This is a genomic window from Companilactobacillus sp. HBUAS59699, assembly GCF_036913575.1.
Lineage (GTDB): Bacteria > Bacillota > Bacilli > Lactobacillales > Lactobacillaceae > Companilactobacillus.
The window spans coordinates 1-14689 of the sequence record NZ_JAYKTV010000006.1 but is presented as its reverse complement, the minus strand read 5'-3'; the positions used below and the strand labels follow the sequence as shown (position 1 = coordinate 14689).

Annotated in this window: 13 protein-coding genes; 4 read left to right on the top strand and 9 right to left on the bottom strand. The window is 38.6% G+C overall.

Annotated elements, in window-relative coordinates:
* Nucleotides 1–141 precede the first annotated feature (141 nt).
* The 4 genes from nrdH to nrdF are packed head-to-tail and all read left to right on the top strand — an operon-like array spanning nucleotide 142 to nucleotide 3939.
* Nucleotides 142–372, top strand: coding sequence for a glutaredoxin-like protein NrdH (gene nrdH, locus U8519_RS10850; RefSeq protein ID WP_025023293.1), 231 nt, complete (start codon nucleotides 142–144; stop codon nucleotides 370–372).
* Nucleotides 372–746, top strand: coding sequence for a class Ib ribonucleoside-diphosphate reductase assembly flavoprotein NrdI (gene nrdI / locus U8519_RS10845; RefSeq protein ID WP_334330334.1), 375 nt, complete (start codon nucleotides 372–374; stop codon nucleotides 744–746). The genes nrdH and nrdI overlap by 1 nt, the downstream gene beginning before the upstream one ends.
* Nucleotides 733–2898 carry a class 1b ribonucleoside-diphosphate reductase subunit alpha gene (nrdE, locus tag U8519_RS10840; RefSeq protein ID WP_334330333.1) on the top strand — a complete coding sequence of 722 codons (2166 nt, stop codon included), beginning with the start codon at nucleotides 733–735 and terminating at the stop codon, nucleotides 2896–2898. The genes nrdI and nrdE overlap by 14 nt, the downstream gene beginning before the upstream one ends.
* A 12-nt stretch (nucleotides 2899–2910) precedes the next feature.
* Nucleotides 2911–3939 (top strand): class 1b ribonucleoside-diphosphate reductase subunit beta, encoded by a 1029-nt coding sequence (nrdF, locus tag U8519_RS10835; protein ID WP_334330332.1) that lies wholly within the window; start codon nucleotides 2911–2913, stop codon nucleotides 3937–3939.
* Between the two features lie 541 nt (nucleotides 3940–4480).
* Here nrdF and U8519_RS10830 read toward each other — a convergent pair.
* From U8519_RS10830 to U8519_RS10790, 9 genes are all read right to left on the bottom strand, one after another.
* Nucleotides 4481–5401 (bottom strand): sce7725 family protein, encoded by a 921-nt coding sequence (locus tag U8519_RS10830; RefSeq protein ID WP_334330331.1) that lies wholly within the window; start codon nucleotides 5399–5401, stop codon nucleotides 4481–4483.
* Nucleotides 5398–6114: a hypothetical protein gene (locus tag U8519_RS10825; RefSeq protein WP_334330330.1), complete on the bottom strand. Its 717-nt coding sequence runs from the start codon at nucleotides 6112–6114 to the stop codon at nucleotides 5398–5400. The genes U8519_RS10830 and U8519_RS10825 overlap by 4 nt, the downstream gene beginning before the upstream one ends.
* On the bottom strand, nucleotides 6092–8479 hold the full coding sequence (locus U8519_RS10820; protein WP_334330329.1) for an ATP-dependent DNA helicase: 2388 nt from the start codon (nucleotides 8477–8479) through the stop codon (nucleotides 6092–6094). The genes U8519_RS10825 and U8519_RS10820 overlap by 23 nt, the downstream gene beginning before the upstream one ends.
* 112 nt (nucleotides 8480–8591) lie before the next feature.
* On the bottom strand, nucleotides 8592–8975 hold the full coding sequence (locus U8519_RS10815) for a DUF1634 domain-containing protein (RefSeq protein WP_334330328.1): 384 nt from the start codon (nucleotides 8973–8975) through the stop codon (nucleotides 8592–8594).
* On the bottom strand, nucleotides 8975–9817 hold the full coding sequence (locus U8519_RS10810; RefSeq protein WP_442892151.1) for a sulfite exporter TauE/SafE family protein: 843 nt from the start codon (nucleotides 9815–9817) through the stop codon (nucleotides 8975–8977). The genes U8519_RS10815 and U8519_RS10810 overlap by 1 nt, the downstream gene beginning before the upstream one ends.
* A gap of 2 nt (nucleotides 9818–9819) precedes the next feature.
* Complete coding sequence (locus U8519_RS10805) at nucleotides 9820–10299, bottom strand: hypothetical protein (protein WP_334330327.1); 480 nt, start codon at nucleotides 10297–10299, stop codon at nucleotides 9820–9822.
* A 9-nt stretch (nucleotides 10300–10308) separates the two neighbouring features.
* Nucleotides 10309–11214, bottom strand: coding sequence for an alpha/beta hydrolase (locus U8519_RS10800; RefSeq protein WP_334330326.1), 906 nt, complete (start codon nucleotides 11212–11214; stop codon nucleotides 10309–10311).
* 17 nt (nucleotides 11215–11231) lie between these two features.
* Nucleotides 11232–12428, bottom strand: a complete 1197-nt coding sequence (locus U8519_RS10795) for an MFS transporter (RefSeq protein WP_334330325.1) — start codon at nucleotides 12426–12428, stop codon at nucleotides 11232–11234.
* A gap of 257 nt (nucleotides 12429–12685) precedes the next feature.
* Complete coding sequence (locus U8519_RS10790; protein WP_334330324.1) at nucleotides 12686–14308, bottom strand: helix-turn-helix domain-containing protein; 1623 nt, start codon at nucleotides 14306–14308, stop codon at nucleotides 12686–12688.
* Nucleotides 14309–14689: the final 381 nt, after the last annotated feature.

Below are 14689 nucleotides of genomic sequence, written 5' to 3'. Positions count from 1 at the left end.
TGGTCTTTGTAGCCACACCATAATGTAGACCAATTATTATACAATACTATATCTTGTGTTTTCACAAGAATAATTACTAGTATTGATATATTGAATGTTTTATACTAGTGAATGAATCACATTTCGAGGGAGCGGATCATTATGAACAACGTAATCGTATATAGCAAAAACAACTGCATGCAATGCAAAATGACAAAGAGATACTTAAAAGAACACAATATCAATTTTGAAGAACACAACATCAATCAAGAACCAAAATACCTTGATATGTTAAAAGAACAAGGCTTCCAAAGTGTACCAGTAGTTATGCCTGAAAATAGTGACCCTATCGTCGGTTTTCGTCCAGATAGCTTGAAAGAATTAGCTAACTAATGGTCGACATAGCCTACTACTCAATTACCGGCCAAACACGACGCTTCGTCAATAAGACCGGCCTAAATGGATATGAAATATCTGACGCCGATCCTTTTCACGAAATGGATCGGTCTTTTATTCTCATCGTTCCGGCATACGACGATGATATGATGGATCCAGTCGTAGATTTCTTACAATACAAAGACAACGCTAAGAACTGTGTCGGCTTAGCTGGCGGTGGTAACCGTAATTTCAATTCTTTATACAACCACACTGCCAGAGACATTGCTAAGGGACTAGATGTTCCGGTCGTCTTCGAGTTTGAGTTCAACGGTACTAAGAAAGACGTAGAAAATTTCAAGAAAGTAGTGAATAACTTTGGGACTAAATAATCTAGATGTAACGAAGGTAAGTTACTTCAAGCTAAATAACGAAATCAACATTCCAGTCGATGGCAAGATTCCTTTGAACAAAGACCAAGAAGCTGTTAAAGCCTTCTTCGCTGAAAATGTCGAACCAAATACTATGAAATTTGCTTCATTCAAAGATCATATCGACTATTTGGTCGACAATGACTACATCGAAAAAGAAGTTATCGATGAATATCCGTTTGAATTTATCGACAATCTTTACCAATCACTCTTAGCTAAACATTTCCAATTCAAGTCTTTCATGGCTGCTTATAAATTTTTCAATCAATACGTTATCAAGACTAACGATGGTGATTTATATTTGGAAAACTATGAGATGCGGATCCTTTTCAACGCCCTACTCTTCGCTCACGGCGATCAAGAACAAGCTACTACATTAGCTAACGAAATGATCATGCAACGTTACCAACCTGCTACTCCATCATTTCTCAATGCCGGCCGTAAACGTCGTGGTGAATATGTCTCTTGTTTCTTATTACAAGTTACTGACGATATGAACAGTATTGGTCGGACGATCAACTCAGCTTTGCAACTATCACGTATCGGTGGCGGGGTTGGTATCACGTTATCCAATCTGCGTGAATCAGGTTCACCGATCAAAGGGATCGATAATTCATCTTCCGGTGTCTTACCAGTTATGAAATTACTCGAAGACAGTTTCAGTTACAGTAACCAATTGGGCCAACGTCAAGGTGCTGGTGCGGTTTATTTGAATGTCTTCCACCCAGATATTATTGACTTCTTGTCCGCTAAAAAAGAAAATGCCGACGAAAAAGTTCGTGTTAAGACTCTTTCACTCGGTGTCATCGTCCCTGACAAGTATTACGAATTGATCAGAAACGATGCCGACATGTATTTATTCAGCCCTTATTCAGTTGAACGTGTTTATGGCGTTCCATTCTCTTATGTCGACATCACTAAAGAATATGACAAGATGGTACAAGATGACCGCATCAAGAAATACAAGATAAAAGCTCGTGAACTGGAAGACGAGATCAGTAAACTGCAACAAGAATCTGGTTATCCCTACGTCTTAAACATCGACACTGTCAATCGTGACAATCCAATCGATGGTAAAGTCATCATGAGTAATCTCTGTACCGAGATCCAACAAGTCCAGATTCCTTCTGAATTAAACGATGCTCAAGAATATACCAAACTAGGAACTGATGTCAGCTGTAATCTAGGCTCGACAAATATTTTGAACATGATGGAGAGTCCTGACTTCGGTAAGTCGATCCGTTCTATGCTGCGCGCTTTGACCTTCGTCAGTGATGCTTCAAACATTACTGCTGTACCTTCAGTAGCACATGGTAATAAGATGAGTCATTCCGTTGGTCTTGGAGCTATGGGATTACACACCTATCTGGCTAAACATCATATCGAATACGGTTCACCTGAATCAATTGAATTCATCGGTGTTTACTTCATGCTGCTCAACTACTGGACCTTAGTTGAAAGTAATCATATCGCCAAAGAACGTCACGAAACTTTTGCCAATTTCGAAAAATCTGCCTACGCTGACGGCTCATACTTCGATAAGTATCTCAAAGAAAGTTTTGCTCCCAAATCTGACCTCGTGAAAGAACTATTCGCCGGTATTAAGATTCCTGATCAAAATGATTGGGCCAATCTGAAAGCTGACGTTCAGCGTGATGGTTTGTATAACGCCTATCGTCTCGCTGTAGCTCCTAACGGATCGATCTCTTACGTCAATAATACAAGTGCCAGTCTCCAACCGATCACTCGTTTAGTTGAAGAACGTCAAGAGAAGAAGAACGGTAAGTTATACTTCCCAGCTCCATTACTAAGTAACGATACTATTAAATATTACAAATCAGCTTACGATACTGATATGCGTAAAGTCATCGATATTTATGCTTCAGCACAACGCTTCGTTGATCAAGGCATGAGTTTGACACTCTTCGTTCGATCGGTCATTCCTGAAGGTCTCTATGAATGGAAAAATGAACCTAAACAAACTACCCGTGATCTCAGCATCTTGCGTAATTACGCTTATTACAAGGGTATCAAGTCACTATATTATGTTCGTACATTTACAGAAAACAACGATGAAATCGGAAGCAACGAATGTGAAAGCTGCTCAATTTAGGAGGATTTAACAATGGTTGACACGTATTACAAAGCCATGAACTGGAACAAACTTGAAGATGTAGTCGATAAGGCTACTTGGGAGAAACTCACTTCTCAATTTTGGTTAGATACACGTATCCCACTATCTAACGATATGGATGATTGGAGAACCTTAAGCAAACTCGAACAAACTGTCGTAGGACACGTTTTTGGTGGTTTGACTTTACTCGATACTCTTCAATCACAAGATGGTATCGAAGCCATGTTGAAGGACACGAGAACTCAAGCCGAAACTGCCGTCTTCAATAACATCCAGTTTATGGAGTCAGTTCACGCCAAGAGTTATTCTTCCATTTTCAGTACTTTGAACTCTGCTGAAGAGATCGAAGAGATTTTTGACTGGACCGATCACAACGAATTCTTACAAAAAAAGGCCGAGATCATTAATAATATTTATCAAAATGGTCAACCGCTACAAAAGAAAGTCGCCAGTGTCTTCTTGGAGAGTTTCTTATTCTATTCTGGTTTCTATACCCCACTTTATTACCTTGGAAATAACAAACTGGCTAACGTGGCTGAAATCATTAAATTGATCATTCGTGATGAATCAGTTCACGGAACTTATATTGGCTACAAATTCCAATTGGGCTTTGAAGAATTATCAAATGACGAACAAGAAAAGATGCAAGATTGGATGTATAACTTATTGTATGAACTCTATGACAATGAGGAAAAATACACTAATGAATTGTACAAAGGTACTAATTGGACTGAAGAAGTAATGGTCTTTCTTCGTTATAACGCCAATAAGGCTTTGATGAACTTAGGTCAATCACCACTCTTCCCTGATGGTAATGCTGAAGATGTTAATCCAATCGTTATGAACGGTATTTCTACTGGTACAACTAATCATGACTTCTTCTCACAAGTTGGTAATGGTTATTTGATGGGCCAAGTTGAAGCTATGAAGGATTCTGATTATGACATTGGTTTGAACGATGACAACGGTACTACTGATAATGGTGGGGAATTGTTTAACAAGATTAAAAAACTTAAGTAGTTATTGTTTGTCGCTGGTTGCCTGGTTGCCGCTAAGTGTGGTCAACAATTCCATCTGCCGTGGACCGGTTTCAAACTGCGTTTTCAACCTCGCTGGGAAGCCTGTAGTCTTCCCAGTCGTCCAGTGTTCTAAGCGATAAATCGCTTAGAACACTTTTACGGCGGATTCCATTGTTGGCCACACTCAGCTAGGTTTGTATTACTTCTAAGCTACCATCTACTTTGAAATAAAGTAATATTCAGATTTTTATTTTACAAATTAAAATAGCATATCACAGCAACCGGATATTAATATATCCAAATTGCTGCGATATGCTATTTTTGATTGATATATATTCAGCTTCCGGTCAGCAGTAATGGAATCAGTAGCGAAAGTGGTGTTAATGCGGTGGTTTTCCGTATTTACAGCACTGGACGTCGCTCTTGATTTGCGGTTTATACAAAGCAAGAACGCGAGACTTGAGACCGCTTTGTGGCTCAAATCGGTCCCGCATCTGATGTAATTACTGCTGACCGGAAGCGACATTCCACCTCAAAACTATTTAAGCATTTCTCAACTCCCCTAACCGGTGCATCAGTTGGAAATGGTGCATTAAGGATAACTTTTTGACATTCCCCAATCCGGGAAACTTATTTTGCTCGTTATATTTCAATAATTCTTGTAATGCTGGGGTATTGTTTAATCCCTGTAATTTAGGGGACCACATTATTAATTTATGTAGTGCCTCAAAAAATTTTATTTTTTGGCCACCCATTGTTTCATTGCTATCTGAGACAAAGTGATGGATTCGCAAAGTTCCATTAGTGGTTGCATAAATAATGTGAATCGCAATGGCCCGTGATGGCATCCCTTTATCAAAGTAATGACTACCAACCATTGAATAATCTCCAAAGCCATGATAATTATCGACTTGCTGCCACCAACTAGCTGGTTGAAAGTATTCATCATTAACATTTTCATAGTCAGCTACATGATCAACGAAAGCTAAAGGATCAGTCAATGAAATTGCTTTGGCGCCAACTATTTGGTGTAATCTAGCTTCTTCAGGTATAAAAATATTGTCGATTTTCTTCAGCAAGCGAGTGTTTTCATAGGCTTTCAGTAAAGGATAATTCTTTGCAATCAAAAAACTCGTTTGTGTACTCGTTGTTTTCAGAAAATCACTGCTGAAATCTGGTGCTAAAATGGCAGCCGGATGAAAAAAGTTAACTTCAGATAGATCTGGTAATGGATGAATTTTAGCTTCACCATTTAATCCGTACAAACTGACTTGCGGATTAGCAATCAAACTGAAGGGCTGATGATGTTTTATAAAGCTCTCAACCGTCTGTTGTAATTCTTTAGAATCTCGCACTGGCTCAATTATCGGAATAATACTATCACCTAAATAATCATCCTCACATAACGTTTTGAGAGCCAAAAGATCGTACATGCGTCCACGCAAATAAGGATAGTAAGTCATAGCTTGCCCTCCAAATTTGGTTGCTTTAATTTCTGCAACTGTAATTTCAATTCTTGATATTCCGCATTTCTAGCATCTAATTCTTCTTGCAGCGCCGTGACGGCATCACTTTGAATGTCTCCTACAAATCGATCATAGACGTTGTGATCTGGCTTATAGATGTCATAGCCTTTCTTAGAACGTTTTTTCATTTCCTTGAATAGTTGATCATCCGAGTACAGTTGCAAACCTTTTTTGACACGTTTGGCTTTATCAACTTCACGAAACAGTGATGCCACAAAGTGTGAGGTCAGAGATTTTTCATCGACTTGTAATTCTTGATACTGAGCTTTTTTGGCGATTGTTAAAAAACCTGGTGTCCGTAATGTTTGGGGCGATAGATCAACGGCTTTTTTATCAAAGGATCGATAGATCATTACACCGATATGCGTGGGGATCTCTGACTCCACTTCTTCGTATAATTTTTGTGGCAAGACGAAGTAATTATAATTACCGATAAAAGACAATTTAGCTTTTGAATGAAAATCCGCTTTAGTAACTTTTAGTTCATAGCAACGCCACTCGACTTCACCATTAGGTAGTTGCTGATAACTCAAAGTATCGACGATGCCTTTTTTGTCTGGCATCGATACTTCTTCAACAACATAACTCCCTTGCTCATAACAATACTGATAGAGGGTACTTTCTAAATTACGAGTCAGTTTTGTTTTCATTATTATCCTCCGTTTGATGCCAAAAATTATCGATCGTAGCGACCAATTGATCAAGATTACGAATCCGTTGGTAATACTGCCAGTGTGGCGGGAACAGCTCCGTATAACGTCTGCTGGCAAATCTCTGATCCAGTAACAAAATTATTCCTGTATCGTGACTGCTACGGATCAAGCGACCGGCTGCCTGCAAGACGTTGTTCATCCCTGGCAACTGATAAGCATACGCAAATCCCTGGCCATTTTCTTGATCATAATAATCACGAATCAAATTATTCTCAGGACTCAAGCCTGGTAATCCCACACTGACGATAGCCACACCGATCAGTCGATCACCTCGAAGATCGATTCCTTCGGAAAAAATCCCTCCAAGAACACAAAAACCTACTAACGTTTCGTCAGGATCTTTTTGAAATTGGTCCAAAAAATTCAATCGCTCCTCATTAGTCATTCCATTAGCCTGCATGGTAGTTTTGACCAACGGGTGGACCGCTTCAAAGGCTTCTTTGATCTGTTTCAAATACCCATATGACGGAAAGAAGAACAAATAGTTGCCCTTTTTAGCCTTGATCAAAGTATACAAACTAGCCACTATGGCGGACTCGCTGTTCTCACGTTCACGATAAGTTGTGCGAATATATTGCGTTACTAAGATAGCTTGATGCTTTGGTGGAAATGGCGATGGCAAGCGATAGGCAAGACTATTAGCTTCACCTCCCAGAACGTTTTGATAGTACGACATTGGTGACAAAGTAGCCGAGAATAAAACTGCCCCTGCTCCCATATTCAAGGACTTATCTAAGAAGTCACTTGGATCTAAGCAGAGTTGTTTAACGACTACCTGTTGATCTTCCAGTACGATCCTCGTCTGATAACTGTCATCGTACAGATTACCGATCTTGACAAAGGTCAGACAATCAAAGAAAAAGTCCTGAACTGCAGTAAAAAATTCCGATGGCTTTTGTTGCGCCATCCAATCAGTCATAAAGTCGGTGAATTTACGCAGTACTCGTAAGAGTGATTCCGGTGGTTCAGCTGTCATCCGTTCAGTTAACTGCTCTTCTTCTAGACCATCAGCTAACTTCTTAAATCCACGACGAACTTTTTTTAGTTCTTTTTGTAGATCTTCACTAGCTTGTGTTTTGATGACTTTGGCCTTCTTTAATAACGGCGTTATAGCAGCATTAGAGATCTCAGCTGAATACATATCACGCGAGCGACTGACCAAATTATGGACTTCATCGATCAAGAAGAAATTCTCAAGATTTCGTTCTGTAAAAAATCTCTGCAGATAAACTAATGGATCGAATAAATAATTGTAGTCACAAATGATCACGTCACAGAATAGTGACGTATCTAGTGAAAACTCAAACGGATCAACCGTATGTTTGTGAGCATACTCTTCGATCGTCGCTCGGGTGATTAGATCTTCATGTGTCAGTAAGTCCTTCAAAGCGGGCTTCAAGCGATCATAATAACCGACCATATAAGGATTGTCTTCTGGGGCTACATCTTGTTCCTCTGGAAAACGGATCTTATCCTTAGCAGTCAAAGTAACACTCTTGATCTTCAGCCCGTCTTTAGCCATCAGTGCCAAAGCTTCTTCAGCTACGTGCCTGGTACTCTGCTTAGCAGTCAGATAAAATAACCGTTCGATTTTGTCTTCTCCCATTGCTTTGACTGCAGGGAACAAAGTCGAGATCGTCTTACCAGTTCCCGTGGGTGCCTCGATGAACAAACGTTTTTGCAAACTGATTGCCTTGTAAACTGCTCCCGCCATTTCATGTTGACCGGTCCGAAACTTCGGAAACGGGAACGGTAGGGATTTGATCGAATCATTACGATCACGACGCATATCAGCTCTTAGCGTTAGCCAATATTCATATTCCTTGATCAAGTCGTCAAAGAACTTAGTTAATTCTGCCCGTTTAAAGACTTTTTTAGTCCGAGTTATTTTTTCTTTTGTAACTTGAAAATACGTCAACTCCAAAGTAACTTCATCAAAGTCAGGATTATCTTGCAGCAGTAAGTATCCATAGACTTTTACTTGTCCCCAGTACAAGTCATGCGTATTATCAGAGATATCTTCAAACGCTTGATCAGATGTCTTGATCTCTTCGATCAGTAACGAATTAGTTGTCGTTTCGATCCCATCGGCACGGCCCGAGATGACGTAATCTTGATCATTCATAGTAACGATTTTTTTTAAATAAACTTCACTCTCGTAATCACTGGAGCGACCACTCTGTAACTTACGATGAATCCTAGCTCCAGCTAGAGCAGTATTCTGACTATCTTTGTTCTCAACCAAGTCGCCTTTTCGTAGAACAAATTCCACTAATTGTCTGATACCAATACGTGTCGCCATAACGAGCTCCTTTCTGAGCAAAATACAAATCAACTAACATTATAAAACAGACGTTCGTACTTGTCTTCAAAAAATGGGCAAAGAAAAAAAGACCTCATTTGAGATCTTCTAGTTAACTTCGATATCCCATCATCATAGCAAATATCAAAATTATCAAAACTACCGTTGTAATAATAACGTATAAATTATCATGTTCTTTATAAAAAGCATAGATCGAAACGACTACTCGTAAGACTGGCGTTAAGATCAATAAGAAAATTCCTAGCATAATGACCGCATAGGCTTTGCCAGCCGCAATTCCGGAGAATATGGCCGCAAATCTTCGTGGAAAACTGCCATCGTAACCTCCGCCACCATTAACGAAATACATAATGATACCAATCATAACTACAATAGCAGAAGTTATAACGCCGATACGCAGGATCTTACCGATCACTAATTCAACTTGTCTCGTTTCTTCATGCATTGACTTAAGATCTGTTTTTTTCTCAGGCATTAGAAGTTCACCCCAAATCCTTTAAGAACCATTTGCACTCCCATATACAAAATGATAGGAACAAAAATCATTCTAATAATTCTAGGTTTCAATACTTGCATTACACGGGCACCGATCAAAGCACCAACTAAAACACCGATGGCCAATGGTCCAGCAATATCAGGTCTGATCGATCCATTGAAAAAGTATACCGTAGCACTAGCAGCGGCCGTAACACCCATCATCAAGTTACTGGTTGCACTTGAAGGCTTCAATGGCATCTTCATGATCGTATCCATAGCAATAACTTTGAAAGCACCACTACCGATACCAAGTAAACCACTGGCAAGACCAGCAGCCCACATCATGATAAAACCGCCAGGAACATTCTTCATCGAATAATCAACTTGTTTTTGTTCGGCTTTATCATAATAAGTACTAGCTAAGTTAAGCTTAGCAACGAGCTTATCATCGCCGTTATAAATTGATTCGCCCTTCTTATCCATCAACTTGCGGATCATATTGTAAGTTGAATACAATAGGAAAAATCCAAATAAGACATACAGGAAAGTACTCGAGAATAAACCGACTAGTAAGGCACCCATGATAGCACCAATCGTAGTAGCGATCTCCAAAAACATCGCTACACGCAGATTAAGCATATCGTCCTTTAAATAGGCAATCGTCGAGCCTGAGCTGGTCGCAATAACGGAGATGATACTAGCACCGATCGCATATTTGATATCGAGACCCATCATAATCGTCAAAACTGGCGTTATGATCATCCCTCCACCAATACCTAAAATGGCACCAAGACAACCCGCTGCTATTCCCATAACTAATAGTAACAACATCGAATTCATAATTAATCTTCTTTCTCTGCTTCGTTTTCATCCTTATTCTTGAAATTTTCAGCAGAAGTTTCATAGTTCTCTTTCATTATACCGATAGTTTGTTTAATTTCTGTATCATTCATTTCATTTTCAGAAATTAAATCAATATGAAACTTAGAAGCGTTCAAATAGTCACAACGAGTCGATAAGTAGAACTTAGTCTCTACTTCCGCCTCATCGTCAAAAAAGTGAGTTACTTTCTTGGCATCGTCAAATGGCAGGTTGATCACACCTGTTTCGACATAAAAATCGATTGGAAATTCTGCATCAACCACGTGGATCATTACTTGCGATAATTTATTTTCGGATAGATCCTTTGTCAATTGTTCCTTCGCCTTATTGAGTGCCCAGGGTGATTCTTGCAAAAGATCGTCCTTACTGATCTCTAAACTATTTTGTTCGAATGTTCCTTCAGTAACTTTTTCAATAAAATCATTAACTTTGATTTTCATAATTTCCTCCTAGAGATAGTGTTCCAAAAAGTTTTCCACAGTTGCTTGATATTTGTTGGAATCAATATAATAACTTCTGATATGCACACCTAAACTATCATAAACCATTCTTGAAAAGTTTCCACAGGTGGATAACTTTCGTTCCATTTCAATCGGCACTGTGAAATCATTCTTGCCGTGCATGAATAGTACTGGTAATTGATTCTTTGCCAGTGCTTTTTGGCAATTTGCCTGACCATAAAAGAAACCTGCTCGAATTCTAGAAATGATCGAAGCACCTTTGATCAGCCACAAACCTTTGATCTTGTAACGTTTTTGACAATGATAGCTCAAAATGTCTTCGGCACTCGTATAACCAGAGTCTTCAATCACTGCTTTCACATTATCAGGTAAGGACTCCCCTGATGTCAACATTACTGTTGCGGCTCCCATTGAAGCACCAAATAAAATTATTTTATCATTGGGACGATGCCGTAACAGTTCGTCGATCCAATCAAGCAGGTCACGGCTTTCGATATAACCGTACCCCATGTACTTGCCACCACTTTGACCGGCAGCTTGATTGTCGATCTGCAAAACATTGTAGCCTAAATGATGGAACAATTGGGCATGAATGTCTAGCGAACTGTGGTCGACCGCAAAGCCATGGACCAAAATAACTGATACGTCAGCATTATTGTCGGTAAACCAGCCCACTAGCTTATTACCATTGAACTTTGATTTGATCGTCCAAACGTCTTTTTTTAACTTCAAAAATTTTTCTGTCCGTTCGTCTAAGCCAGCGTCACGCTTGATCTGCGGTGCTGTACCGCCTAAAGCTTTAGAGCCACGCTTTTGAAGATATAAAAAAAGAGCGTTCAGAATTAGAACGACCAGAAGTAATACTATGATTATGATTGAAATAATAATCGTCATTAGTTTTTCTCCACTCTCTAATCTAATTCTTTAACACTCTTCATTGCAAAGGCCACAACGATCATCATGATCGTAATAGCAATAAATAAATGTGAAAATGACATAACTGTGATAACTAAACTACCCACATAAGGACCTAATGCCCGTCCTAAAGAACCGAAGATACTATAAAAACTCTGGAAAGTCCCACGATTCTTGTTCGTTGACATCTTACTTAATAATGCTGGGATCGTTGGGAAGACGATCGATTCACCGATCGTCAGTATCAGCATACTCAAGATATACATTCCGTATGTCTTTGCTCCTGGAAGCAAGGTGAATGACAATCCCATAATAATCGTTCCCACGAAAATTTGATTCTTTAATAGCTTAAATACTCTCGATGCAACACGATTCATGATTGGTTGAATAATTAGTAATGAAACAGCGTTAAAAGTAAAGACAAGTCCAAATTGACGGGTTGAGAAGCCGTTGTCGATCATATAGATCGAAATATTGCTGTCCCATTGAGAATAACCTAGCCAAACGATAAAGATCGATAGACAAATAATTACTAAGTTAAACTTGAATCTACCGGCACCGATCTTGATCTTTGGATCTTCAACATCAGAACTAACGTATTTTTGATGAGAACCACGCTCGAGTTCTTCCTCGTTAGTTTGATCCAAAACATTGCCTCTGAATAACAAAATAATAATACATAGTAAGAATAACAGAACTGGAATAAAGAAAGTCAAAAAGATGCTGAGCTTGAAGATGAATCCAACTGCGGTTGAACCGATCGCGATTCCAACATTCGCAGCCAAATACATGATATTGAATATCGTTCGACTATCTCCTACCATTTGTTCGGCCACAAAAGCCGTATAAGCGTTAATCGCTGTATATGACAGACCCATTCCAAATCCTAAAACAACCAGCATGAACGCATATGTGGGCCATACATGGTGAAATGACATGAATATTAACGAAACGATTGCAATAACATAGCCTGTATACAAAGTTCCTCTCCTAGAGAAACGATCGAACATTACACCACCTAAGGCATTACCAACCATCATCAAAATTGAATAAGCCATCAAAGCTAATCCAGCCGTAGTTAAGGATTCATGTAAATTCTTATGAATAAAAATCGTATTGACTGGCAAAATAAATCCCATCACCATATTAAAAGTAATGTTCAATATTAATAACCAAATTCTTTGAGCACGCATCTTTTTCACCTCTTCGATAAATTTTTTTATATTTTTAGCAATAAAAAAACCATGGCATAATCAACCATGGTTTAAACGGTAGTACTCTAATGAGTAATCAGATAATTGGTTCACACAATTTCTGAAGATATCGCCCACTAATCCTGCGGGTGTTGCTTGATACCCTACCACAAGTGCCGTCCTAATTCGACGGCTCTCGACTCATCGCACGAGATACATCATAATATGTTTTCAGAAAAAAAGCAACCAAAATGAAACTAAAGATCTGAATTCTCTGTAACTTTTTCTTCAGTCCAAATTTTATAGATCAGATTCAATAGGCCACCCATTTGTCCATCGACGCCATTATACATCCAACGATAGATGCAGACATCTTTTCGCATCTGGTCATCCGGTAAGTTATCACTATTTGCGGTCACGATAATATCAGCATCGCGCGGATCACTGACGATCTTAGCGTATGGCAATGACTGCAAAGTAACTGAAAGATCAGAATAAACGAGGAAGAATGACTCTAGTTCCAAATAAATCTTTACTTGAATATTCTTATTATATAGTGAGAAGAAGCGGTAGGCGATCGCATAAATAGCTTCTGAGATAGCCTTTGACTTACCCTTAAGTGAATTGTACTTATCACGTAACATCAAATGTTGAACAGTAGAACTGATCTTGCTTTCAAGATTTTCATCATTGATCTTACTAATAGCATCTCCAAATCCAGAATATAGATTAAGGATCTCAATGTAGTTACGATCTAAGGCAAGTACCCCAATGATACATGTCGTCAAATTATACTTATAACGCAAGAATTCTTTGTGAGACAAGGCCATGTCTGAAATAGCTTGTTCCACATCGATCGGGATAAGTTCCAAGAAGTCATCAATAAAGTTCGCAAATAATGGATTATATCTGACTAATTGTTTAGATACAGATTGTAGATATTCATCCGAAACTTCGAATGTCGTTGGAACACACATCAATAGAATGTAGAAGTCAGCTGATTGGAACATTTGCTCCTCATAGCTCACATCTTCCTTGATAGCACGTTTTAACTCTCTAACCTTAGGACTACCGGTATCGCCCTCTAACATGGCACTGGCGCCCTCAAAGATGTTAGGGAACGGATAATTGATCACATTCAGAGCATCCATATTCTGCATATGGTTACCGTCAATGATTCTATATAAATGAGCCATAACGACATATGCATAAAATAGCTTAGTGATTTGATTTGTTGGCTTCATGCGGTATTTATCCAGCGCAATATCAACGACTTTAAAGGCTGTTTCCTTTGTAAAGTCCTCAAATGGCCAGACAACTCCCCTTGTCGCATTCCAATACAAGGCCGCAATTGCTAAACGAATAGCTTCCTCGTCACCGACAAAACGCATTGGTTCATAAGCGATCCTCACACCGAACCGCTTCAAATAGCCTCTTACTGGTTTCAAGTGACGCAATACCGTGGCTTTACTACTATTAAGGTCAGTATAGAACTGTTTGAATGAAGTTTCCTTTCCTTTAACGATTGCGTCTAAGAAAAGATAACCATCTGACTTAGTAGTCAAGTATGCATGGTAACCGTCGCGCGTCACAGCAAACATTTCTTCAACTGAGTAATCCTTCTTACCCAAAATATCATAGAAATCCTCTTGAATACCTAAGAAGGTATTGTAGACACTTCCGTAGCTCTTATTCATTTGATAAGCAGCTTTACGAAGGTTGATGTCTTTCACAACAATATTACGGTTGCGATATGTACCGATCAAATCGGCACTAGCTAATTGCGTAGTTCTGATCAATTTGATCTTGTTAAAAAGTTGAATCTTTTCTATTTCCGATTTAGATAAAAATAAGTCAGTAAAACTATCCAATGATGCCACCCCCAAGTTAAATAAATTATATCATAGTAAAAAATTACACTTGTTTTTATTGTTAAAATTAATAAATTTATTATTACAAAAAGTAAAAAATCAAAAATTTAGTAAACAATATTTTACATTTTTTAGCTTTTTGTTCCCAATCTAAATAATAACAGTGTTGATTTTAACAATAAATATAAAAATTAATTAAATAAAAAGAATTTTATTATACTTGTATCATTGAATTATTTTACGCTTAATATTAAATAAGTATAGACTTTTTGGACTTTATTATATTAAATTTTGACGACAAAAAAAGGAGGACTGAATTAACAGTCCTCCAACGAATTGCGTGGCAGCTTCCTATCCTCGCGGGTAGTTTCCCACCAACTACTTTCGGCG